The organism is Cohnella endophytica, from assembly GCF_003628305.1.
Taxonomy (GTDB): domain Bacteria; phylum Bacillota; class Bacilli; order Paenibacillales; family Paenibacillaceae; genus Cohnella; species Cohnella endophytica.
This window is the reverse complement of sequence record NZ_RBZM01000010.1, coordinates 187,547-210,235: the sequence shown is the minus strand read 5'-3', so window position 1 is coordinate 210,235 and position 22,689 is coordinate 187,547. Positions and strand designations below refer to the sequence as shown.

At 53.1% G+C, this 22,689-nt stretch carries 21 protein-coding genes; 9 read left to right on the top strand and 12 right to left on the bottom strand.

Going from position 1 to position 22,689, the window contains the following annotated elements:
- Nucleotides 1-54: 54 nt before the first annotated feature.
- Complete coding sequence (locus tag D7Z26_RS22725; RefSeq protein WP_158602408.1) at nt 55-3,393, bottom strand: AAA family ATPase; 3,339 nt, start codon at nt 3,391-3,393, stop codon at nt 55-57.
- Nucleotides 3,394-3,679: 286 nt separating this feature from the next.
- Between D7Z26_RS22725 and D7Z26_RS27345 the strand changes: the two genes are divergently transcribed.
- Nucleotides 3,680-3,832, top strand: a complete 153-nt coding sequence (locus tag D7Z26_RS27345; protein WP_158602407.1) for a hypothetical protein — start codon at nt 3,680-3,682, stop codon at nt 3,830-3,832.
- Between the two features lie 11 nt (nt 3,833-3,843).
- On the opposite strand, the gene D7Z26_RS22715 is transcribed toward D7Z26_RS27345, so the two are convergent.
- Entirely contained in the window at nt 3,844-6,054 is a 2,211-nt protein-coding gene (locus tag D7Z26_RS22715; protein WP_120979305.1) for a methyl-accepting chemotaxis protein, read from the bottom strand.
- A 242-nt stretch (nt 6,055-6,296) separates the two neighbouring features.
- Between D7Z26_RS22715 and D7Z26_RS22710 the strand changes: the two genes are divergently transcribed.
- Nucleotides 6,297-6,896: a hypothetical protein gene (locus tag D7Z26_RS22710; protein ID WP_120979304.1), complete on the top strand. Its 600-nt coding sequence runs from the start codon at nt 6,297-6,299 to the stop codon at nt 6,894-6,896.
- Nucleotides 6,897-7,240: 344 nt separating this feature from the next.
- On the opposite strand, the gene D7Z26_RS22705 is transcribed toward D7Z26_RS22710, so the two are convergent.
- Entirely contained in the window at nt 7,241-7,672 is a 432-nt protein-coding gene (locus tag D7Z26_RS22705; RefSeq protein WP_120979303.1) for a DUF6157 family protein, read from the bottom strand.
- Nucleotides 7,673-7,812: 140 nt separating this feature from the next.
- On the opposite strand from D7Z26_RS22705, the gene D7Z26_RS22700 reads away from it, so the two are divergent.
- Nucleotides 7,813-8,517: a DUF7948 domain-containing protein gene (locus tag D7Z26_RS22700; RefSeq protein ID WP_120979302.1), complete on the top strand. Its 705-nt coding sequence runs from the start codon at nt 7,813-7,815 to the stop codon at nt 8,515-8,517.
- Here D7Z26_RS22700 and D7Z26_RS22695 read toward each other — a convergent pair.
- From D7Z26_RS22695 to D7Z26_RS22680, 4 genes are read right to left on the bottom strand one after another with little or no spacing between them, the layout of a single operon-like run.
- Nucleotides 8,504-9,064, bottom strand: coding sequence for a 5' nucleotidase, NT5C type (locus D7Z26_RS22695; RefSeq protein WP_120979301.1), 561 nt, complete (start codon nt 9,062-9,064; stop codon nt 8,504-8,506). The two genes, D7Z26_RS22700 and D7Z26_RS22695, sit on opposite strands and share 14 nt — an antisense overlap.
- A gap of 27 nt (nt 9,065-9,091) precedes the next feature.
- On the bottom strand, nt 9,092-9,532 hold the full coding sequence (locus D7Z26_RS22690) for a hypothetical protein (RefSeq protein WP_120979300.1): 441 nt from the start codon (nt 9,530-9,532) through the stop codon (nt 9,092-9,094).
- Nucleotides 9,533-9,586: 54 nt separating this feature from the next.
- Complete coding sequence (locus D7Z26_RS22685; RefSeq protein WP_120979299.1) at nt 9,587-10,342, bottom strand: class I SAM-dependent methyltransferase; 756 nt, start codon at nt 10,340-10,342, stop codon at nt 9,587-9,589.
- Nucleotides 10,339-10,722, bottom strand: a complete 384-nt coding sequence (locus D7Z26_RS22680; protein ID WP_120979298.1) for a VOC family protein — start codon at nt 10,720-10,722, stop codon at nt 10,339-10,341. Before D7Z26_RS22680 ends, D7Z26_RS22685 begins: the two co-directional genes overlap by 4 nt.
- Nucleotides 10,723-10,934: 212 nt before the next feature.
- On the opposite strand from D7Z26_RS22680, the gene D7Z26_RS22675 reads away from it, so the two are divergent.
- Nucleotides 10,935-11,696 (top strand): 3'-5' exonuclease, encoded by a 762-nt coding sequence (locus tag D7Z26_RS22675; RefSeq protein WP_120979297.1) that lies wholly within the window; start codon nt 10,935-10,937, stop codon nt 11,694-11,696.
- A 157-nt stretch (nt 11,697-11,853) separates the two neighbouring features.
- Here the strand turns inward: D7Z26_RS22675 and D7Z26_RS22670 are convergent, their stop codons facing one another.
- Nucleotides 11,854-12,474 (bottom strand): M15 family metallopeptidase, encoded by a 621-nt coding sequence (locus tag D7Z26_RS22670; RefSeq protein ID WP_233567130.1) that lies wholly within the window; start codon nt 12,472-12,474, stop codon nt 11,854-11,856.
- A gap of 692 nt (nt 12,475-13,166) precedes the next feature.
- Here D7Z26_RS22670 and fabV point away from each other — a divergent pair.
- The 3 genes from fabV (at nt 13,167) to D7Z26_RS22655 (ending at nt 16,364) form a co-directional block, all read left to right on the top strand.
- The gene (gene fabV, locus D7Z26_RS22665) at nt 13,167-14,363 is read left to right on the top strand and encodes an enoyl-ACP reductase FabV (RefSeq protein WP_120979296.1); all 1,197 of its coding nucleotides are present in this window, start codon (nt 13,167-13,169) and stop codon (nt 14,361-14,363) included.
- Nucleotides 14,364-14,529: 166 nt separating this feature from the next.
- Complete coding sequence (locus D7Z26_RS22660) at nt 14,530-15,270, top strand: MBL fold metallo-hydrolase (protein WP_120979295.1); 741 nt, start codon at nt 14,530-14,532, stop codon at nt 15,268-15,270.
- A complete protein-coding gene (locus D7Z26_RS22655) occupies nt 15,270-16,364 on the top strand; it encodes an AbrB family transcriptional regulator (RefSeq protein WP_120979294.1) in 1,095 nt (364 codons plus the stop codon). Before D7Z26_RS22660 ends, D7Z26_RS22655 begins: the two co-directional genes overlap by 1 nt.
- A gap of 82 nt (nt 16,365-16,446) precedes the next feature.
- Here D7Z26_RS22655 and D7Z26_RS22650 read toward each other — a convergent pair whose 3' ends face one another.
- Nucleotides 16,447-18,561 carry a methyl-accepting chemotaxis protein gene (locus tag D7Z26_RS22650; RefSeq protein ID WP_120979293.1) on the bottom strand — a complete coding sequence of 705 codons (2,115 nt, stop codon included), beginning with the start codon at nt 18,559-18,561 and terminating at the stop codon, nt 16,447-16,449.
- Between the two features lie 63 nt (nt 18,562-18,624).
- Nucleotides 18,625-19,401 carry a glutamate racemase gene (gene murI, locus D7Z26_RS22645; RefSeq protein ID WP_120979376.1) on the bottom strand — a complete coding sequence of 259 codons (777 nt, stop codon included), beginning with the start codon at nt 19,399-19,401 and terminating at the stop codon, nt 18,625-18,627.
- A 166-nt stretch (nt 19,402-19,567) separates the two neighbouring features.
- On the opposite strand from murI, the gene D7Z26_RS22640 reads away from it, so the two are divergent.
- Nucleotides 19,568-20,323, top strand: a complete 756-nt coding sequence (locus tag D7Z26_RS22640; protein WP_120979292.1) for an exodeoxyribonuclease III — start codon at nt 19,568-19,570, stop codon at nt 20,321-20,323.
- Nucleotides 20,324-20,876: 553 nt separating this feature from the next.
- Nucleotides 20,877-21,125: a response regulator transcription factor gene (locus tag D7Z26_RS22635; protein WP_233567128.1), complete on the top strand. Its 249-nt coding sequence runs from the start codon at nt 20,877-20,879 to the stop codon at nt 21,123-21,125.
- 4 nt (nt 21,126-21,129) lie between these two features.
- Here the strand turns inward: D7Z26_RS22635 and D7Z26_RS22630 are convergent, their stop codons facing one another.
- A complete protein-coding gene (locus tag D7Z26_RS22630; RefSeq protein WP_120979290.1) occupies nt 21,130-21,999 on the bottom strand; it encodes a DMT family transporter in 870 nt (289 codons plus the stop codon).
- Nucleotides 22,000-22,119: 120 nt separating this feature from the next.
- On the bottom strand, nt 22,120-22,668 hold the full coding sequence (gene lepB, locus D7Z26_RS22625) for a signal peptidase I (protein WP_120979289.1): 549 nt from the start codon (nt 22,666-22,668) through the stop codon (nt 22,120-22,122).
- Between the last annotated feature and the right edge of the window lie 21 nt (nt 22,669-22,689).

Sequence of the window (22,689 nt, the reverse complement as noted above, 5' to 3'; positions counted from 1 at the left end):
TTCCTGTGCTGCATCAGGAAGGTTTATCGGGGGGATTTCTCCATTCTTGAAACGCTATTTGTTTACAAAACGATCGATTTCATGGAGAACGCTCTTGGAGAACGTCATCCGTTGCGTAACCTCGGTTGCAAGACGAGGCATGGGACGCGCTTGGATCGATTCGACTGCACCGTCCATTTCCTGGATTCGATCGAGATATTCTTGTTTACCCGACTTCAAGTACAGTTCTACGTTTAATGAAAGCGCCAATCGCCGGCGTTCGGGCGATTCAGGATCCTGCTGCCACATCGCGAAGCGAATGGCCGCCTGATCCCTAGAATCCGGGAATGACTCGAGCATATCTTGCAACTGGCTCAGAGTTTCGGCGGAACCGATCCGCCCCCTGCTCGTCTTCAATTGGATGAGTTGAATCAAGACCCTAACCTGCATATCCCTTCGTTTGAGACGTTTTGCGATAACGAGCGCTTCTTCCGCGTTCTCCATGGCGATGTCATATTGACGCTGACGCATCCTCAGCAAACCCATGAAATAGAGCCCTTCGCACTCGAAAAAAGGAATTTGCACTTGCTTGGACAGCCTAATCGAGCGTTCAATCATGAGACCCGCTTCCTCATAGCGTAGCTGAACCATTAGATTGCATCCCTCGATACCGAGAACAACGGAAGTGATATGCAAATCCTTGATCAGAAACGCTTCTTCAAGACTGAAGATGAGGCATATCTCAGCAAGCTCGCAGGCCCCTAGCAAATGATAATATTTGCCCAACATCCCGATAGCCATAGCGAAGCCCATCCGGGCACCGATCGTTTTGCTGATTTCCATCTTGGCTACGGCGTAGTCAAAAGCCAAATCCATTTCATCCAATTCCATATATACGAGCGCCAATCCGCCCATCGCACCCTCGACGGAATACTCGTCCCCGATTTCCGTAGCAAGCGCAATTTGTCTTTTGAACCAATGAATCGCCTGTATGTAATCGCATTGGTCATAAAACAGAAATCCAATAAAGCCGAAATATCGGCAATCCTCCTTAGTTCGATGACCGACATTGGGCAATTCCATTCTTTCCAACAAATAATAGAGCGATCGGTCATAATCCGCCATGAAATAATACAAAACGCCGATCGTACCATATACGAGACTCAGTCCGTTTTGATCCTCCATCATGGTGAAATAGCGAAGCGCCCGCTCCAGATAAAACCTTGCTTCCTCGAATTTCCCCAGGAAACGCAAACAATTGCCCAATGCCACGTCGCAGAGAGCGCGTTCCTGAAGCGGAACGAGATATTCGAACCTCTCAAGCCAATTCTTGTACGAGATCTCCGCTTCATTCCAATCCCCGACGATCATCAAAGCATCGCCGAGCTTCATAAGAGCAGGAAGAATTCGTTCAGCAGGCAGCAAGCTGCACAGCTTTCGATAATATTTGATCCTGGATTCATTGGCGTACATTTTTTCCGCAGCCAGTGCGGCCATTTCATAATAAACGATGGCCTCCTGATCCATACCCGCCAGTTCGTAATGAAGAGCGATTTCCGCAGCTAACGCTTCGGATTGCTCTTGATGATAGGCGATCAGGCTACGCGCGATTTGCCCGTGACACCTGCGCCTTCTGCCATCGCTGTTTAGCCTGTACGCGGCTTCCCTTACTCGATCATGCGTGAAATCATACTTCCCGCCTCCAGCCTCTTGCAGCACTTTCACCTGAACCAATCGTTCTAAACTTTCCAACATCGCTTCCGCTTTTATATCCAATACGACCGCCATAAATGCCGCCAACACGGGTCTTCCGACTGCCGCAATTGTCGATGCCAACCGGCGTTGCGGAAGCGTTAGCTGGCATAATCGGTTCTCAATGACGGATTGCGCAGAAAGAGGAAGACGAAATACACCGTTGCCGTCACCCACCTGCCACTCTCGTATCGTCTCCACGATAAACAGCGGATTGCCTCCGGTTTCCGTATATACGCCGGCTGCATGAAGGTTTGCAAGCTCCTCGCCGACGATTTCGGCCAGCAGCCATTTCGTTTCTTGCTTGTTGAATGGATCCAGTTCGATTTCCATCACTTTACGTTCGATTCGAAGTTCGGAGATCACCCGTTCAACGGAATCGTCCGGAAATTCGTCCGTTCTCATCGTAGCTATAATGAGCAGCTTGGCTTTGGAATCGCTGCGGAGTAGATAAGAAAGAAATTGCAGCGATTCAGCGTCGCTCCATTGTATGTTATCCAGGATGAGTAATTGAGGCTGAGCGGCAAGAAGCATCCATTCGATCGCTTCATACCATTGATTCAACTGCCAGTTTTCCTGAACGGGATTCGGTTGCGGCAAATCGGGGAACCGTTCCGACAACTCTGGGAGCAAACGAGCCAATTCAGACAGCCTGGTAGGAGCGGCCTCCGGCAAGGAAACGCTTCTGAGCCATGCGGTGACGGGGGTATAGGACAGCGATCTCACAGACGGATAACATCCGGCGAATAAGCTCTGAATGCCTTGACTCTCCGCCCATGACTTAAACTCCAAAGCCAATCTCGTTTTTCCGATTCCCGCTTCTCCCCGCAACACGAGAAGGGACGGTCTGCCTTCCAATGCCTGCTTCCAGGCATCCTGCATGCTCTTCCATTGTTCGATTCTGCTGACCAACTGGGCTTTGCCATGAGGGACAGCCAATGGTTCGCCGCCACTTCTACAGAGCGTTTCAAAAAGCTGTACGGTTTCCTTTGTAGGTTCGATTCCGAGCTCGGCTTGCAACAGCTCGTTCAACTGTCGGTAAGTTTGCATAACGCCCGCCAAATCTTTATTTAAGGCATACAGCCGCATCAATAAACGGTACGTTTCTTCCCGCAAATGATTTCGAATCAGCAGCTTGTTCGCGAAAGACAGGGCCAGCGAATACTCCCGCCGGCTTTCTAAAATCGTAATAAGCTTGTCGAGAGCATGATAATACGATTGGGCTAACAGTTCCCTTTTCGCTTCGAACCAATACTCATAGAGCCCTTGAAGAAGCTCGCCCTGATAAAGTTCTGCCGCTTGGCTCAACTCGTTCAGGGTGTGTCCTTGAGCCGCTCGTTCGAATCGGCTTACATCCGAATATACAGGAAATTCCTCGCGCCACCGGATAAAAGTCGGAGTGATTTCGATATAACGGTCGATTTGCGGTACACTCTCGCGCAGATCATGAAGCAATTTGCGCAAATTGGACAAGGCTTGCTTCTCGGTGGAATCCGGCCAGAAATCGAACGCGATTTGTTTTCTTCTTATCGGCCTATCCAACTCCAGAGTCAAGTAAGCCAATAGCAGTCGGGCCTTTCCTGCTGAAATAACGGTCGTCAACTCTTCGTCGTCGATCGAGAGTTTAAAACCGCCTAACAAATAAATGCTGAAGCCTGACAAACCATCCCCTCCCATTCATATAAAAGATCCGCAATAATATGAGGGACTGACCAAACGGCTGATGGAGTTTATCGGAAATTAAGCGTTTACATGTATGCTTTCAGCGTATCTTCTCCTAAAGAATATTATATTTCGGTCGGCGCTACCACCCGCAATATTACAAATCGTATTGGAGCGGTTTTTTCGTACTTTATGCGTTCGCCAAGCGATTTTCTCGGCGGCCGCGAAACCCGCCGACGCCGAAAAGCTGAAGCGGACGATCTAGACGCTTCAGCAAGACGGGGACTTGAGCGGGATTCTGGGCAACACCCCCGCGTTCGTCAAGTATTTCGACGCCGACGGACACATCCACGGAGGCCGCTGGTATGCGACGGTGCTTGCCGGAATCGAGATCGAAGAGTTCGACGACCGCATAAAGCTCCAAGCGGTCAAATCCTAAGCGCACCGCTATTACTGAATCCGGAAAGGCTGCACTTTCGCCTTCAGCTCTTGCGAAAGGTTAGCCAGCAACGCCGCGGCGGCAGCGACTTGCTGCATCGATGCATTCTGCTGCTCCGCCGCCGTCGCGATCGTCCCGGAATCGTTCGCGTTCTTGGAAGCGAGCAGCAGCATGTCCTTCACGGACGCGGTCATTCCCGTCGCGCCCGCCTCGATCTGCCTCACCGATTCATATACGCCCTCCGCTTGTTGCGTTACTTTCTCGATGCTGCTTCCGATCTGCCCGTAAGAACGCTCCGCTCCGCGTGCCAGTTCGATTCCCGCTTCGACGGCTCCGTTTCCTTCTTCCATCGTTTGAGCCGCAAGACCGATCGTACCTTGAATCTCCGAGAGCAGACCGCTGACTTCTCCGGCGGCTTGGGACGCTTGATCGGCCAGCTTGCGTATTTCCATCGACACGACCGAGAAACCTCTTCCCGCTTCCCCCGCTCTTGCCGCTTCTATCGCCGCGTTCAGGGAGAGCAGACTCGTCTGCGAAGCGACAGACGTAATGAACGCTACGATCTCGTCGATGGCGTTGGAGTGTTGCTTCAGCCTTAAGACGTGCCCTGACGAAGTTTGAACCGCTTGATGGATTTCCTCCATCTGCTTAATCACGTGAGATAGCGATTCGTTCCCGCCTTCGGAAGCTTTCCGCGCTTTCGCCGCCAATTCCGTCATCCGTACCGTACTCGCATTGATTTGCTTCACCTTGCCCAGCACTTCCTGCGCGACGTCCTTGAAACCGACCACGATGCGGGCTTCGTGCTCCGCCCCGGCCGTGACGCTCTGAATGGCGCTGGCGATTTCCTCCGCCGACCGGCTAGTCTCTTCCGCGCTGCTCTTCATCTGGTTCGCTTGGGATGACATATCGAGCGAGGATAGCGAGATGCCCTGTAGCGTATCGCACAAGCCGTCCAGCGTTCGGTTGAAGCTGTCCCCGAGCGCTTGAAGCTCATTGCCGGAGCGAGTCTGGGTTCGCTTCGTGAAATCTCCTTCCGCCATCGCAATGGCTAGGCGGTTAATGTCCTTGACGTTGCGGAGAATATAGCGGCTGTAGAGATGCGCCATCCACGCCACGAGCACGCACGCCGCTACGATGATCAAGCTCAATGGTTCCAACAGCTTGTATAGCGGACCGTACAGCTCGCTCTCCGGAATCGACAACGCGAGCACCCATCCCGCATCGGGAACGGTGGCGTAATAAACTCTCATCGTTCGGCCCGACTGCTTGTAAGTCCCCTCCCCTTCGTTCATCGCGATGGCGGGAGCTTCTCCCGGGTCGGCCGCTATATGCGTATCCACGGGAGCTTCGCTATCAACTGCGTCGGTTACATCGGCTACATCGGCGCCATCAGCTACGTCGGAAGCACCTTGGCCGTCAACCTGACCATCCGTCTGGCCGTCAGCCTGCCCTTCGTCCGTCGTGCCCGCTTCATCGCCGAGATCGATGTCCAACCCGAGGTCGCCGAGGGACATTTCCGAATCCCCGGTATCCTCCTCGTCCACCGCGGTTTCGTCGCTAGGAGAGTTACTGCTTTCGCTTGAAACGCTCTCCGGCGTCGCTTGATCGACCGCTGCGTCGGACGCTTGTTCCGGAAACGGCTGCGCCAGCATTCGAGCCGCCAATCGGGTTAGCGACTTATTTCCGTCCTCGGTTAATTTCTGCTTCATATTTTTCGCATAGTCTTTAATGGAAATAATCATGCCCGTCCGGTCGATCAAGAAAGCCGAACCGTTACGCCCCACCGGAATGCTTGCGACTAATTGCTGCAGCTCGTCCAAGCCGATCGTCTGCTCCGCGAAGCCTAGGAAAGCTTGCGAATCGTCATAATAGGGAACCGAAGCCTTCACCATTGGCGTGCCGGTCGTTTCGTCCAAGAACGGTTCGGAGTAACGGATGTCCCGACCGAGAACGCCGTTCGCCTCCGCTACCGGGGCGAGGGCTTGCGGAGTCAGTATGGACGACAGCAACTTGCCCTGAATTTCGTTCACGTACCGATGCGTCTGGCCTTTCAGCTTTTCGTTCACGCCGTCCGTGATCAGATTACGGGAGAACGAATAACTCACCCCTGCCATCGCGATCGTGATGATCAGAATAGCAGACATGAAAATCAGTAAATATTGATTCTGGATCGTTCCGAGTATATCTAGCCATTTCTTCCCTTTTACGAAGCCTATCAAGCCTATTCCTCCTAAGAGTTGAACATTCCTTAGCTCAAACTCTAGCAGGATATATTTAACAGAAGATCAAGCGCAAGCAAGGTTTCTGTAAAATGATGTCGATAAATTCGCGTTTCCCGTCTATATTTCTCGGGAAATACTGGAATATGTTGAATATTCAGCTATAATAACGGCTGGGGCGAATAGGGGTGAGGGCCTACATCGCTTCCAAACCATTACCAACTAGGGAGAGTCATAGACAGATGAAAATGAAAAAACTCGGTTCGTTAATCCTTATGCTCGTACTCGTGTGCTTGTTAAGCGGATGTACTTTGACGGATGTATACAGCGTTAAGAACGCTTATGTATTAGCCAAGGGCACATCTAGCGGCGAAATATCCAAAGATCTGTTGGCGGTATCCGGAGCCACCGGTTATAGCGCGGACCGCAAGGCGGCTTTTCTATTAGCGGAGAGAAGTCTCAAATATCATTACGGAATAACCGACAATATCAGCGGTACGGCCAATATCGCCTACAACTTGTCCTATATCCTTAACCTTCCGGCAAAGCTTTATCGCAACATCCAAGTCGACCTCGGAATCGGCAAGCTTAGCAATCATTCCGACGACATGACGGGAGCAGCGTGGCAGATTGCCTCCTCCAAAGCTTCTGCGATCACGCTGATTCTACTGGACATCTGGTATGCCGTCATCGGACTCGTTTCCGCGCTCCTCATGCTGATCTTCGGAACGCTCATCGGTTTGTTTAATCATCCGATCCGGACGATCCTCGATATCCCCGCCTTGCTGTGGGGGTTGGTCAAGACGCTCTACTACGCGATCGCGCATTTCTTCTACTGGTAATGATTAAGTTAAGAACGACGAAAGACCGGAGCCGTCTCCTTGGAGATTGCCCCGGTCTTTCGTCGTTGTAACCTGCAAAAACTACATGTATTTTCGGTTAGGTTTTGCAATCCGAGAATCAACCTGCAAATTGTACAGGACATTCGAGCGAATTTGGAGTTTGGGATCATTTTAGCGAAAATCTACTGTACTAAATGCAGGTTGGTGGCTGACTTTCCTGATTCTAGGTGAAATCAACTGTAGTAAATGCAGGAGCTCCCTCGAAAAAAAGGGACGCTCCCCTCCGGTCATCGACGACCTTCCTGGACATCCCCTTTCGCAACGTATGCATGACGCTGACTGACTTACGTCTTCGCTCGACTGTTTCGCATCGCTTTGAGACGCTTCAATCGATCGTCTTCCAAGTTAGCCAACCGATCGTACTCTGCGGACTCCCTGGGGATGATCGCGACTTTGCCATCCGAGTCGAAATGCAGCCCCCAGCCGTATTTTTTCGGCAACATCGATGCTCTCATGCAAGCCTGCGGTTTACCGAAGAAGGCTGCGCGGATTTCCTCGCCCCTGGCAGACAACTCTTCCTCCGAAAACTCTTTTTGCCGGATATAAGTTTGGTACAGGATCTCTTCCTGCGTATAAGTATAGGGGTGATCGGCGATAAGCTCGTACTCGATTCCCGGCTTGGATTTGCCATTCTTCTTGTCCGGGGGTACCTTTCCCCTCTCCGTCGGACAATCCGCGGCTACCTCGATAAACGTATCGTAGTAATTCCATTCCATGGTTAAGCCTCCCAGATCGCCTTTTGTATCTCCATTATAACCCAATCCCGACGACGAAAATAAATCATACGCGTTCTTCGGCTACGGTACTTCGTCATATCCTTTATCGATACCCATTAGCGGGGTGGAGGAGGGGTTGCATGCTTGCTAATTCGCGAATGCTGCCGATCTTGAGCGAGGCTTACGGTCAACAGCCTCTGCTGTTCGTTCCGAATCGCGGACAAGCCGAGGCGAACGTCTCTTTCATCGCCGAGAAATTAGGGTATTACGTCGGCGTGTCGGCATGGGAAGTAAGCATGGCTTTGTGCAGAAGGAACGAAAGGCGGGCCGGTTTCCATCTCGCTTGGAAGTTTATAGGATCGAATAACGAGGCGACGGTGGAAGGACTGGATCAGGAACCGGGATTTTATCATTACTTCATGGAGTCGTTTCTCGCCCCGCATTGCACGAACTTGCCTTCTTATCGCAAGGTCGTCTTCCGTTCGTTATGGCCGAACATCGATGCGGTACTCCAGGAAAAGGATCAAGCTCCGAGATTAGAATGGATCGTTCATCCGGGCGGCAGGCCCGATCATATTCGTTTTGCATGCGAAGGTTGTTCTTCGATCCGACTGGATAGGGAAGGGCATCTGCTTATCGATACCGAGCTCGGCTTGCTGACCGATTCGAGACCGAACGCCTATCAGCCTCATGCCGAACATATCGTGCCCATCCCTTGTTTCTACAAGCTCGTATCGCAACGCGACGGTTCTATCGTCATCTGCTTCGAGCTGCCCGAAGGCTTCGACTCCTGCCGGGAGCTCTACATCGGCTCGGATCCAACCTGCCTAACTAACCTTGAATGATGTCCAATAGCTCGGTCCAGTTCACGATTCGCGGAATTTCAAGATGCCGATTATACGAATTGTCCTTGACGTATACGCGCAACTCCAGCCCTTCCAACGTTCCGAGCACGACCGGCTTGTCGTCGAAGTAATAGTCCAGCTTGAGCTTGCGGATAATGTCCGCCTTCTCCAGGTCGGCCATTCCGCAATAGAAGCGGCCATCTTCAACCGGAAAACCCGCCTCGAGTATCGCCGCTTTCGTTCGTTCGCAATGCTCGGCCGACCGCGCGGTAACGTAATAGACCTCGTGCCCTTGGCGAACAAGCTCCCGCAGCACCTCGACGGCTTCCTCGAAAGGCGGAGCGGAATAGTAGATTTCGTCGCGATGTTCGTTCCACAGCTCCCGACCTTCTTCTACGGTCAATCCAAAAGCGTCATGAACGGGAATGGTCGTTAGCGCGCGGAAAACGTCAATGCCGACGTCCCGTTCCAGCTTCTGGTTATAAATCTTAAAAGCATGCTCTCTCAGATTAAGCAATGTATCGTCGATGTCGAATCCAAACTTCATGAGCGTGCTCCTTATTCCGATTTAAGATTATTCCCCCAGCAAGCCGGGAATTTCGTTGCGGGCGTACTCGATCACGTAGTCGTTGATTTCGGTAACCCGATCTTCGTCGACCGCCTGAAATAACTTGCGTTCTACTCTAAGGTAACCCGTGCTTATATATTCATATTCTTGATCTCGGCCTTGGTCCGCGAACTTCAAGACGAAGCCCTGGCCGACCTGATCCGGGAGCTTAACCTCCCGATAGCCCAAACCTTTAACGTCTTCAATAATTCGGCGGATTAAATTCTCGTCGGTCAGCTTTAACGAATGGCCGTCTCCGAATTGAACCCCGATCTCGGTGGGTAAGTCTAGATCTTGGATCGCCGGCGAAACCGAGGCGTTCAAATGTTCGGACTGCGCGTTATCAGCGCATCCCGCGTTCAGCAAAGCCAGAATGACGATCAGCATCGAGAATAGCGACTTTCTCATCCAGACCCCTCCCCTTTGCTCACACAGACGAAACCTCGGGTCCGAAGGTTGCGGCTATACCTCGCCCCAATACACTTCCGTGACGTAATCGAAGCTAACCGTTCCATCCTGTTCATTCCGATCGAAGAGCTCTCTCAGCTCTTTCATCATCGGTTCGTAGTTCGGATGACCGGGCTCGGGGCTATAGGAGGAGGAGAGAAGCCGACCGCTGAGTCCATCGAAATCGAACAGCTGCCGAATGAAGAAGCGGGCTTCCCGGAGCGCTCCCGGCCGGAAAAAGTCTTCCAACATCTCGCGGGAAATATTCCGATGGTTGACCTCGCCATAGTCGGTGCCTAAGCGATGCAGCAGGCTTTCATAACCCTCCAAGAACGGCGTGCCCTCGAGCACTCGCGTATTCCAGACGAGAATCGCTTTGCCGCCAGGCTTAAGCACGCGCCTGAATTCGGTTTGCGCAGCGCTCCGGTCGAACCAATGGAACGCTTGGGCACATACGATCGCGTCGAAGGAATGCTCGGGCAAGCCGGTCTCTTCCGCAGACCCGGCGATTGCCCGGAAGTTCGTATCGCCTTCCGAAGCCGACTCGGCCGCCGCCCTCATTTCCGCGTTCGGTTCCACTGCGGTTACCGATGTGCCTTTTTCAAGCAACAGGCGCGAGAAAATGCCCGTTCCCGCTCCAATGTCTAGCACGTTCGACCGATCGCTAAGCCCCACCTCATCATAAAGATAATCGATCGCTTCCTTCGGATACGATGGGCGATACTTCGTATACTTCTCGACCCGACTGGAAAAACGTTGTTTGCCATTCATCTCACAGTCCCCCATTCCAGAAATTCAAGACGATTGCCGAACGGATCATCCGCATAGAACCGCTTTACGTCTTCGGCTTCTCTTAACCGATCATTGACGACGCCGATATTATGCCTAAAGAAATGTTCCCTGAGCAGATCGATGCTTCGAACCGAGAAGGCAGGGTGCGCTTTCGTAGCCGGCGCGAAATCCGCCTGGACGCCGATATGGACTTGATGGGCGCCGCATTGAAACCACACGCCCCCGCGGCCCGCCAAGGTTTCCGGTTTCGGTATTTCCGGCCAGCCCAAGAGCTCGCCGTAGAACTTTCGGGCTTCGGTCTCGCAGCCCGCGTATGCCGCTAATTGGACATGGTCGATTCCCAGAAATTCAACAGCCATGGTTCATATTCCTCCCCCACTTTTGTCGTTTCATTAGATGAAACTGGGTTTCATTTTATTTATATCCACATCATAAAAGAATCGCGTCATGAAATCCACACTTTTTTTTGCGGAGCTCTCCGAGCTTACGTGCATAGCAAGGCCGCAACTGCTATAATCATCATTAATTTCTTTATGCCTTCACTTAAATTCTGCCATGCGAGGTTAAACAATTGGACTATATCATTCTGGATATCGAATTTAACGGCCGCAAATTCGCCAGCGATCTGCCGATGGAAGTCATCGAGATCGGCGCCGTCAGGCTGGATTCGTCCCTTAAGCAGGTAGATGAATTTTCGTCTTTGATCAAACCGGTCTATTTTTCCAAGCTGAATTCTTTCATTAAGAAAAAAACCGGCATCCCGCAAGAAGAGATCGACATCGCGCACGGCTTCCCGAAAGTCATCGCCGAATTCACGAACTGGCTCAGCCGGAGCGAGTCCTTCTTGCTGTTCACGTGGGGCGGCGAGGATCTGAAACGCATCGTGTTCGATACCCGGATGCACAAGCTTGACGACGCCTTCTGGACGGGGGCTTACTATTACGACTTGTTGAAGGGTTATCTTCGCTATAAGAACGTCACGAACGACGTCAGCGTGGAAGCTGCCGTCGCCGAGCTCGGCATCGTGGCCGAAGGATCCGCGCATCGAGCATTGGACGACGCCAAGATGACGGCCGAGGTGTTCCGGAAAGTGCACGACAAGCTCGATCTGGAGCTCAAGCAACAATACAAAGACCAGTTCTCCAATTCCAAGGAACGCAGGCTGATCAAAAATGCGGTGAGGATGATGGCGAATCAGAAAAAGTTCCAGGAATGGGGAGCTTTCGTGGAAAGCTTCCTAGCCGCCAAAGTCGATCTAACCGACGAGAGAAAAAACGCCGAGCTTCAGGCCTACTTCCTTACGGAGCTGGAGAAAATAGCCCCTTCTAAATAATTGGCTGGGGGTTAGGATTGAGAAAAGGAGGGTTCCCGCGCGGGAACCCTCCTTTTTTGTCGCGTGCTTTACGTTGACTATAGATCGCAGACTTCTTTACGCGGCTTCAACAAACGCCATTGGATCCTCACCCGGCGCTGTACGGGGAATTAACCTTTCATCCCGTTTGCGTCGGAGGGCGCCAGCCGTTCTGCAGGTCTTGGATCGAATAACCGAAATCCATCTGCAGATGCGGATAGTCCCTAAAGCTCTTCCAATCGCCGCCCCAGGAAAATCCAAGCTTCTTGGCGATCGCCACCACTTCCAGCCAATCCGGCTTGCCGTTGCGGTTGCCGTCGTATTGCATGTCCCAGATCACTTTTCCGGCGGGAGTCCGTAGCGCAAAATCGATTGCGAGACCGTAATTGTGATAAGATTCTCCGCCTTTCGCTTGCGTTACGACCGCCCCGCCGTCCCCGCGCCCTTGGCGGTAGAGGGCATCTTGCTCCGCCATGCTCCGGAAGCCGTCGGTGATCACGACATCGATACCAAGCTTCGCGCTCTGCGCGACGAGCTTGTCCCTGCCCGCAGCTACGGCCGGGTTGAGTTGGGTCACGGGCTGCACTTCCTTGAACCAACGCAAGGGTACCGCGCGTTCGATCGGATAAGCGTCATGCGCTGCCCAAGAGACGAACGCGAGCATAGCCAATGCGGCTAGAATGAGCCAACTGCCCCTCTTGCGCGGCTGAGGGCGCGGTCGGGATCTTACGACGGCTTTATTGGTTTCATAAGCATTCATAGTCTTGGTTGCCTTGCCTTTCTTCCGCATGGCGGAGATCTGGTAACTCTATCTACTCTCTTACTAGAGTATCCATTATCCGGTTAATTATAATAGAGAACCTTTAAGCTAAAAGTACCTTCGCGGCTCACCTTCCATCTTTGTGAGAGACCACCCTTCTAATACGAGTGACTTGAGCTACAAGTTTCTTGCTAACTACAGCTCGAATTTCGAGTGTAGCACGGGCTCTAAGTGGGTTTTTGTTAACTACAGCTTGAATTTCGGGTGCGGCGCGCGCTCTAAGTGGGTTTTTGCTAACTACAGCTTGAATTTCAGGTGCGGCGCGCACTCTAAGTGGGTTTTTGCTAACTACAGCTTGAATTTCGGGTGCGGCACGTGCTCTAAGTGGGTTTTTCCTGACTGCAGCTCGGATTCCGGGAGTGGCGCCCGCTCTAATCAGGTTTTCCCTGACTACAGCTCGGATTCCGGGAGTGGCGCCCACTCTAATCAGGTTTTACCTGAATGCAGCTCGGATTCCGGGAGTGGCGCCCTCTCTAAGCGAGTTTTGGCAAAAGAATCAACGTAATTTACGAAAGAAAAACCCGCGCGGTTTCCGTTTTCGAGAAAAATCGTTATTATAGAACTAATGTCCGCACCGAGGACGCCAACGATAATTAAAGCAGCATTCGAGCTCAGAAGGGAATTTCCGTACAATGATTATCAAACCAAGAACGCGCGGCTTCATCTGCACGACCGCGCATCCGCAGGGCTGTGCCCGTCAAGTGCAGCAACAAATCGATTACGTCAAATCCAAGCCCGCCATTACCGGCGGACCGCGCAAAGTGCTCGTCATCGGCGCCTCCGCCGGCTATGGCCTCGCAGCGCGCATCGTCGCCGCATTCGGCGCCGGAGCCGCTACCGTCGGCATCTACCGCCAAGGAGAACGTTCCGGGGGCCGGACGGCATCCGCCGGCTGGTACAATTCCGCGGCGTTCGAGAACGCGGCGCAAGCGGCGGGCTTACGCTCGTATAGCGTAACCGGGGACGCCTTCACGGACGAGACGAAGCAGAAAGCCGTCGAACTGATCCGCAAGGAGCTCGGCCAAGTCGATCTCGTCGTCTATAGCGTCGCTTCCGCCCGCCGAACGAATCCTCGCACGGGCGAGACGTCCAACTCGGTGTTGAAGCCGATCGGCAAGCCTTACACGAACAAAACCGTCAACTTCCACGACGGCAACGTCACCGACATTACGATCGAACCGGCTACGGAGCAAGAAATTCGCGAGACCGTAGACGTCATGGGCGGCGACGATTGGCAGCAGTGGATCGAAGCTTTAAGCTCCGGCGGCGTTCTCGCGGACAACGCCACGACGATTTCCTATTCCTATATCGGCTCGCAGATCACGCAGGCGATCTATCGCGAAGGTTCGATCGGACAAGCCAAAGACCATCTCGAAGCAACGGCGCAAAAGCTGAATGAACAGCTCGGCGCAAGCGGCGGCCGGGCTTACGTGACGGTAAGCAAAGGACTTGTCACGCAGTCCAGCTCGGCCATTCCGATCGTCCCGTTATACATCTCCGCATTGTATAAAGTCATGAAAGAGAAAGGCATTCACGAAGGCTGCATCGAGCAGACTTATCGCCTCTTCTCCGACCGCCTCTATACCGAAGGAGGCGTTGTGCCCGTTGACGAAGAAGGACGCATCCGCATCGACGACTGGGAGCTCCGCGAAGACGTTCAAGAGGAAGTCGCGAAGATCTGGAACGCGTTAACGACGGAAAATATCTACGAGTTAACCGATCTTGAAGGCTACCGACGCGAATTCTTCCAGTTGTTCGGATTCGAGACGGACGGAGTCGACTACGAAGCGGACGTCGATCCGAACGTAAACGTGCTGAATGTAATTTAACTTGAACGTCCATCTATTCTGCTTCAAGAGAGTAGGCCGGAACCCTTATGGGTTCCGGTCTATTCGCCATTTCCCCGCCTGCCGCCCGCAATTTGACTCCCGCTACCCGCAGGAGTATCGTAAATCTATCCGCTGTTAATCATCTTACCGAAGAGGAGAATTTACCATGCAAATCGCTCCAGGCCTTGAAATGCTCGTCCTGACCCCGCCGAACGGCGGCGCTCCTTATCATCCGACGGTACTCTACGACGAGAATTCCCTCGTCCTTGTCGATACGGGCTTACCCGGCTTCTACGATCGAATTATAGCGTCCATTCAGCAAGCCGGACTCTCTCCCGCGAAGCTTACCGCGATCGTAATTACCCATCAGGACATCGATCATCTCGGCAGCTTGCCTCAATTTCTCGGCGCCCCCAGCGGCGAACGTCTCGACGTCTACGCCCATGAAGCGGATAAGCCGGTAGTCGACGGCCATCAGCCGATCATCAAAGTTCCCGAGGAACGGCTCAATCTCATTCTCGGCATGCTTCCCGAAACGCTCGCTTCGCAATATCGATCCGTCTTCTCGTCCGCTACTTCCGACAACGTGAACCGGCTGCTCGTTGATGGAGAACGCCTGCCGTTCGGCGGCGGCGTTACCGTCATCCATACGCCGGGTCATACGCCGGGTCACGTCAGCCTCTACCATCAACCAAGCAAAACCTTGATCGCGGGCGATGCCATGATCGTCAAGGACGGCGAACTCGACGGCCCGATTCCAGGTTTCACGCCGGACTTAAACGAAGCGCTTCGTTCGCTTGGAAAACTCGCCGCTTATGATATCGAGACGGTCATCTGTTACCACGGCGGAATCTATCGCGGACAAGCGAACGAACGGATCGCGGAATTGGCGGCGCAAGCGAACTAATGGCGAAATCCACAAAGGCTAGCACAAGCTTCATCGGATACGGTCTTACTCTAGTCATCGCGCTCGTCTTCGGGTATCTTTTTACGCTGATTCGTATGCCTATTCCCTGGCTGTTAGGCCCGATGATCGGCGTGTGCCTGGTCAATCGATTGGTCCCCTCGGCAAAGCTCAAATGGCCGGGTTCGGTGCGCAACGCCGGACTCGTCATCGTCGGATACACGATCGGTTTGTCCTTCACGCACGAAGCGCTTCTCGTCATCTCCGGGCAGCTTCCTTCGATGATCTTGCTAACCGTGATGCTCCTGCTCTTCTGCGCGCTCATCGCCTTTGCCATCGCCAAGATCGGCGGAGTATCGTTCCCCACCGCGCTAACGGGGAGCATACCGGGCGGCCTAACGCAGATGGTTGCGCTGGCCGAAGAGACGAAAGGTATCGATCTGACCGTCGTCGCTTTCCTTCAAGTATCCCGGCTCATGATGATCGTCGTGTTCGTGCCGCTTATCATCTTCAGTCCGCTGACAGGAGCCACGCATTCCAATGATCTGCCCGCCGTCGTCGCCGCGAACGCCGCGAATTGGGGAGATCTATTCCCGGATATCCTGCCTTACGCGATCGTCTGCACGGCACTTGCGCTGATCGGAAAAAAAATCAACTTCCCGACCGCGTTCCTGCTCGCCCCGCTGATCGGCGCGGCGATCTTGCACCTGTCCGGTTTGCATGCCCCCATCCTGCCTTCGACGGTTATGCAAACGGCTCAACTCATGATCGGCTGTTATGTGGGTTTGCTGCTGAGTCCGGAAAACTTGCCGAATAAAGCACGAATCGTAACGTTAGCGCTCGGCAGCGGCGTCGTCCTCATTATCGGAGCTTGCGGACTCAGCTACTTGATGACGTTAATACATCCGGTTTCCACGGCGACGTCGTTGCTCAGCCTATCGCCGGGCGGAATGGACCAGATGGGCATTATCGCGCACGAGATCGGCGCCGACGTCTCCGTCGTCACTTGTTACCAGCTGTTCCGCACTTTTTTTATCTTTTTCGCCGTGCCGCCGTTGCTTCGGATTCTATTCAAGAGAGTCCCATTCCGGGCATAATCGGCCTTCATTTCAACAGACAAAAAAACCGCTTCCCGGAATGCCGGGAAGCGGCCGTAACCTGTTATCTTTTTACTTCAGCTCAATGCTTAAACCGCGTCAATCGGTCGAGCAAGTCCTGCACCATCGCGCTGAGGTGATTGGCGGAAGAAGTCACCTCTTGCATCGTAGCCAACTGCTCTTCGGAGGCGGCGGCCACTTGGTTCGCGTTATCGGTCGACATGCGCGTGATTTCCTTCACGCTATCCACGGAGGCCATCGCTTGCTCGATCCCGGCGGAAAGCTGTCCGACGGAGGAGGATACTTCTTCCGCCTGAAGATGAACCCGCTTCATCTCTGCCGTAATCGACGAGAAAATCTTGCCGCTATCCGTCACGGTAGCTGAACCTTTAACGACCTCGCTCGACGTGAAAGCGATCACGTCCGTCATCCGGTACGTCTCCGTTCGGATCGATTCGATTTTCTCCTCGACCTTCAAGACCGCATCTCTAGTCTGTTCCGCCAGCTTGCGGATTTCCGTGGCGACGACGGCGAAACCTTTGCCGTGCTCGCCGGCCCGCGCCGCCTCGATCGAGGCGTTCAGCGCGAGAATATTCGTCCGCGAACTGATGCGGTTAATCAATTCGACGATGCTGCCGATCTCTTCCGAGTGCTCTCTCAGCCGATCCATCGAAGAAGTCGAACGGGTCATCGAGACGTTGACCTCATCCATCTGCTCGACGGCTTGCCGAATGAGCAGGTCTCCTTTTTCCGTCTGCGCGCTGACGTCCTTGGCCGATTCGAGAACCGCTATAGCGGATTCCGCGATTCTCCGCACCCCATCCGTGACCTCATGCATATTGCGCGACGTATTGGCGGCTTGATCGTTCTGTTCCGTCATCCCCGCGGCGACTTCTTCGACCGCTTTGGAGATCGATTCCGCGCTTGCCGTTACCTGTTCCGAGCTGGAGGTCAGCTCCTCGGAAGTCGCGCCGACGTTCATCGCGAGTTCCGAAGTATGCTTCATCATGGCTCCGAGAGATCCGGTCGTCTCGTTAAGATGGCTCGCCATCTGTCCGAACTCGTCCTGTATCGACACCCGCAACTTACCGGTAAAGTCGCCCAGGGCCAACTGTCGGATGCCCACCTGCATGCGCTTCAAGGGAAGCGTGATCATATATCTCGTAAGCAACCATATTACAATGCCAAGGACGATGATCGTCGAGAAGAACATAGTCATGACCTTCCGCTGGCTGCCGCGATACGATTCCGTTATTTTGGAGTAAGGAATCTCGGTCATTACGTACCAAATCTCGCCGTCACTAATCGTAAGCGGAACGAAGCTATAGAGCTGCTTAACGCCCTGCTCGTCGTTCGCGTATTGGGTCATCTCGCCTTTCCGCAGCTTCTCCCACATCGCTTGGTGCCCTTCTTGCTCCGCGAAAGACTTGCCGAGCAAGCTCGAGTCTTTTCCGTTCGCGATATAGTCCCCTTCGTCCGAGATTAACGACACGTTGCCCCCGTTAGGGTGGACGGCTTCCGCGTTCGTCTGAAGATCGTTAAGCGACAAGGAGACTCCGATCATCCCAAGGTACTTCCCGAAGTCGTTCACGACGCCGATGCTCAGCGTAGTAATCAGCGTCTGCTTATCTCCTTCTCCGGTAACGTAGGGCTTGGTCGCGAAGGCTACTTTCGTTCGCTTGGCCGCGACGTAATATTCTTCCTTCTCGAATCCGCGCGGTAACGAGGATTTCACGACATTGCTTCCGTTATACGTCGCCTGGACGGCGAAACGTCCTTGCATGGCTTGGTAAGTCGGATTCGAGAGATACGACTTGTCTTTGCCGTCGAAGCCGTCCGGTTCCCAGGCGGTGAAGAAGCTCAGCACGCCTCCGCCCTTTTTCTCGCGGATCGTATTGCCGATCGCTTCGTAGAACAGCTCGCGATCCGGTTTCTCGCCGCGGATCATTGCCATGGCTTCGTTCCGGTAAACCCCTAAACTCGTCGTCATATCCTTAAGCAGCTTCTTGTTCGCATCGGCGTATTCTTGACCGGAGCTCTGGGCTACAAGCTCTCCTTTGGCTATACTCTCTTTTTTCAACTTCGACAAGCTTTCGTTGTTCATGACATAGACCGCCACGAAAACGAATACCAGCAAAGCCGTTAAATACTTGATCGCGATTTTTACGCTTAATGCTCTCTGTATGATTTTATCCATCCCATTCTGCCCCCGACTCTGTCCTAATCCAACCCGATTTCATATGTCATTTCGCATCGCCAGCTATAGAGCGTTCGTGCGAAGAAGCTCAAGCGCTTTTCCCATCTTCTCGATGTACTCCGGGTCTCCGCTCGTGCACATCAACTTCACCTTGCCGCTGCCGCTACCCGAGACTACCCCGTAACGGTTAAGCAAGGAGGACAATCGTTTGATCGTACCGGCATTGCCGTTGACGATCTGGATATGGGGAGGCAGAATCTCGCGCAAAACGTTCGTGTAAAAAGGATAATGCGTACAGCCGAGCACCACGATGCCGTACTCGTTCAGATCGTAGGGGGCGAGCTTGTCCAGGAAATATTCCCGCAAAATCCGCCGATCGAATTGCAAATCCTCGCAGTAACGGACAAGCTCGGGCAGAGGCAGGGAATCCACGATTCCGCCTTCGTCGACGCGCGAAACGAGCGCGTAATATTTCGGCATCTTCAGCGTTAACTGCGTCGCGAAAACGAGCACCCGCTTGCCGGTCGCCCGATTCATTTCCACCGCGGGCTTGACGGCCGGCTCCATCCCTACGATGGGAAGGGAATACCGCTCCCTCAGGTCGTTAACCGCTATGCTAGTCGCCGTATTGCAAGCCACGACGAGGGCTTCGATGCCCTGCCCCATCATCGTCTCCACGGCTTCTAGAATGAAAGACCGCACCGCCTCTTCGGACTTCGTCCCGTACGGCACGTGAAGCGTATCCGCCATATACAAATAATCCTGCTCGGGGAGTCTGCGGAGACATTCCTCCATCACCGTCAGACCGCCTAATCCCGAGTCGAAGAAACCAATTGTCATCGTCATCGAGTCCCACTCTATGTAATAAAATATAACCTAAGAATAACGCTATGGAAGGTCGCTCCGCAATGTATATCTCTTCCATTTTCGACTGCCCGCAAAGGTACCTCATTATGATACACTAATTACGGATATGTACGCGAGAAGCAAGGGAGAATGGTTAAACATGAAGCTGGTATCATGGAACGTTAACGGACTGCGGGCATGCGCTAACAAAGGCTTCGGCGAGTATTTCAAGCAGATCGGCGCCGATCTGTTCTGCGTCCAAGAAACGAAATTGCAAGAGGGACAGATCACCCTCGACCTCGGCGAGGAATATACGCACTACTGGAACTACGCGGTGAAAAAGGGCTACTCCGGTACGGCCGTATTCACCCGAATTCAGCCGTTATCGGTACGATACGGGATGGAAACGGACGAGGAACCCGAAGGCCGAATCCTTACCTTGGAGTTCGATGGCTTCTATCTCGTAACGGTGTATACCCCGAATGCCAAGCGCGATCTCTCGCGGCTCGAATACAGGCTCGAATGGGAGGACAGATTCCGGGACTACCTGTCGCGGCTGGACAAGCTCAAGCCGGTAATCGTATGCGGCGATCTTAACGTCGCCCATCAAGAGATCGACATCAAGAACGCGAAATCCAATCGAGGCAATTCCGGGTTCACGGACGAGGAACGCGGGAAAATGACCGACCTGCTCGAGGCGGGCTTCGTCGACACGTTCCGTCATCTGCACCCGGACCGGACGGACATGTACACTTGGTGGTCGAACATGCCGGGGGTTCGCGCCAAGAACGTCGGCTGGAGAATCGACTACTTCCTCGCCTCGGCGAGGCTCGCTCCCGCCATTACCCATGCGGGAATCGACTGCGATATTTTAGGCAGCGATCATTGTCCGATCGTTCTGGAAGTGGCGATTTAACGAGATGATTCTAGTACGGTTGACGGCAAATGGTTGACGGATAGACAAGAAGATGGGTAACGCATCTGCTGCAGATTAGGACATGATGATCGTGTCCTCGTCTGCAGCTATTTATGCGTCGGCGTTGGAAGGCTGTTACGGTTCATAGACGACTGACCTGCATTCTGTACAGGTGATTTCGCTTAAACGACCGAAATCCGCCGATGACCTGCATTTTATACAGGTGATCCGAGGCATAATGGCCATTTTCGGTTGAATCGCTCCTTTTACCTGCATTTTTTGCAGGTTGTCCAGGCCTATAGCCGAAATCCGGCAAAAACGCCTGCACTTTTTACAGGTTGCACGCGGTGACGCCTCTTTTCTACGATGATTCCACTTTGCAACGTTCGACGAGAGAAGGCTTCGTTTCGACGATCCACCGCTTTAACAATTCCCCCGTCCGCCCCCCCTACCCAGCCCCGTACAAGTTCCAAATACTTTTTTAACAAACATTAGCCACTTCTATTAACATTCGTAGGTTATAATGACTAAAGTTGTTCGAGAGGGGATTGCAATGGAAAAGTGGATAACCGATTTGTTCGAGAAATTCGGGTTAACGAACCGCGAGCTAGAAGTGGCGACCCTGATTATCGTGAAGGGCTATTCCAACAAGGAACTGGCCGAAATACTGCATATTAGCGAGAAAACCGTAAAAAACCACGTAGCGAACTTCTTCGCGAAAATGAATATCGGGAACATCCGCCAATTAATGGCCTTGTGCATGGCCAGCTTGGCAAGCGACGCGTCGCGCAGGAGCGCTTGAGCTCTTAAACGCCGGCCTCCGGCCGAGGGGACTTCAGCGCATAGATCAGACTGCCGAATAGCAGTAGCATTCCCGCGCTTTGAAGGCCGTTCGGATGAAAACCCGTAATCAACACGTCAAGTACGATGGCAACCGCCGGATCCACGAAAATAAGAAAAGAAACGATGCCCGTAGGAAGCTGCCGTATGCTGTTAAAGAACAACAAGTACACGATGCCCGTATGAACGATTCCGGTGATGATCGCATACGTCCACTGTACCGGCAAAATGTCCGCATACGCCCCGTAATGGACGAACGGAACCAATAACAGCGTGCCGACGATCATCTGGAGCATCGTCGTCGCGTATACGCTAGTCTTGGAGATGCTTTTGCCGATAATCATCGTTGCCGCGTAGAAAACGGCAGCAAGCACGCCATCCATCATGCCTATCCAATCCGGAGAGGAAACGCGGAAACCGTCGGTGCCCATTATCATGATCGTCCCCGCAAAACAAACGGATATCGCCCCGACCGAGCGCAACGAAAGTCTTTCCCTGAACAGGAAACTGCCGACAATTAGCACGAGAATCGGAGCCAGATGATAGAGCGAGATCGCAATCGTCACCGAAATCCGTTCGAACGCCCGAAACAGAAACAACCAGTTTAATAGATTAGTTACCGCGCAAGCCAGAATGAGCCGCATTTCCTTCGCGTTCCACTTCTCTTGCTTATGATGGCCCGTAACGACCCAAGCCGCGCCTAGGAAAAGCGTCGCGCATACGCAACGAACGAACACGAGCTCGAGAGCCCGCAGCCCCGTCAGACCCGAGAAGAAACCGACGGACCCGAATATCGTCATCGCCAGCGAAAGCTGGAATACCGCCTTTTTGTTCATTCCGTCTACTCCTCTTTCCTATATAGAAAGCAAAATCCCCACGCCGCGGCAAGCCGCAAAAAAAGCCGCATATCCTCCGAAGAAGGATTCACGGCTTACCCGAATTCATTCCGCTTAAGATCAAAGGACTTTCTTACCCATGACATGATCGAGCGGGATAAAGCCGATCGCGCGGCTGTCTTCGCTATTGTTGCGATTGTCGCCCATGACGAAGATGTGGCCGTCCGGTACGACCCAACGTTCGCCGTCGCTTTGCTCCATCGCTTCTTTGACGTACGGTTCGTCGAGAGGCTCGCCGTTGCGATACACCTCGTGATCCTTAAGCTCCAATACGTCGCCCGGCTTGCCGATCACTCTTTTCACGTAGAAAGTACGATCGTCATTATTCCCCATGAGCTGGAACAAAGGATTATCCATGACATCGTCCATGAACGACCGATGACGGTGCACCCGGCTATCGATGATCACGATATCCCCGTAGTTCGGATAGTAAGAAAAGGTATGCGGAAGCTTGGATACGAATACTCTCTGCCCGTCCCGTAACGTCGGGTCCATGGAATGTCCGTCGACTTTGTAAGGTTGAATGAGGAAAATACCAACGATCATGGCCAGCACGAACGAAATCGCGATCGTGCCTATCCATTCCTTTGCGATTTTTAGCAGGAACATTCGGACGCTCCAACTCCCTTG

Coding starts and splice junctions, on each gene's coding strand:
- D7Z26_RS22695 (WP_120979301.1), bottom strand. CDS start 9,064: ATGAAGTTTGGATTCGACATCGACGATACATTGCTTAATCTGAGAGAG.
- fabV (WP_120979296.1), top strand. CDS start 13,167: ATGATTATCAAACCAAGAACGCGCGGCTTCATCTGCACGACCGCGCAT.
- D7Z26_RS22690 (WP_120979300.1), bottom strand. CDS start 9,532: ATGAGAAAGTCGCTATTCTCGATGCTGATCGTCATTCTGGCTTTGCTG.
- D7Z26_RS22685 (WP_120979299.1), bottom strand. CDS start 10,342: ATGAATGGCAAACAACGTTTTTCCAGTCGGGTCGAGAAGTATACGAAG.
- lepB (WP_120979289.1), bottom strand. CDS start 22,668: ATGTTCCTGCTAAAAATCGCAAAGGAATGGATAGGCACGATCGCGATT.
- D7Z26_RS22710 (WP_120979304.1), top strand. CDS start 6,297: ATGAAAATGAAAAAACTCGGTTCGTTAATCCTTATGCTCGTACTCGTG.
- D7Z26_RS22635 (WP_233567128.1), top strand. CDS start 20,877: ATGGAAAAGTGGATAACCGATTTGTTCGAGAAATTCGGGTTAACGAAC.
- D7Z26_RS22700 (WP_120979302.1), top strand. CDS start 7,813: ATGCTTGCTAATTCGCGAATGCTGCCGATCTTGAGCGAGGCTTACGGT.
- D7Z26_RS22705 (WP_120979303.1), bottom strand. CDS start 7,672: ATGGAATGGAATTACTACGATACGTTTATCGAGGTAGCCGCGGATTGT.
- murI (WP_120979376.1), bottom strand. CDS start 19,401: ATGACAATTGGTTTCTTCGACTCGGGATTAGGCGGTCTGACGGTGATG.
- D7Z26_RS22630 (WP_120979290.1), bottom strand. CDS start 21,999: ATGAACAAAAAGGCGGTATTCCAGCTTTCGCTGGCGATGACGATATTC.
- D7Z26_RS22650 (WP_120979293.1), bottom strand. CDS start 18,561: ATGGATAAAATCATACAGAGAGCATTAAGCGTAAAAATCGCGATCAAG.
- D7Z26_RS22670 (WP_233567130.1), bottom strand. CDS start 12,474: ATGAATGCTTATGAAACCAATAAAGCCGTCGTAAGATCCCGACCGCGC.
- D7Z26_RS22680 (WP_120979298.1), bottom strand. CDS start 10,722: ATGGCTGTTGAATTTCTGGGAATCGACCATGTCCAATTAGCGGCATAC.
- D7Z26_RS22655 (WP_120979294.1), top strand. CDS start 15,270: ATGGCGAAATCCACAAAGGCTAGCACAAGCTTCATCGGATACGGTCTT.
- D7Z26_RS22660 (WP_120979295.1), top strand. CDS start 14,530: ATGCAAATCGCTCCAGGCCTTGAAATGCTCGTCCTGACCCCGCCGAAC.
- D7Z26_RS22640 (WP_120979292.1), top strand. CDS start 19,568: ATGAAGCTGGTATCATGGAACGTTAACGGACTGCGGGCATGCGCTAAC.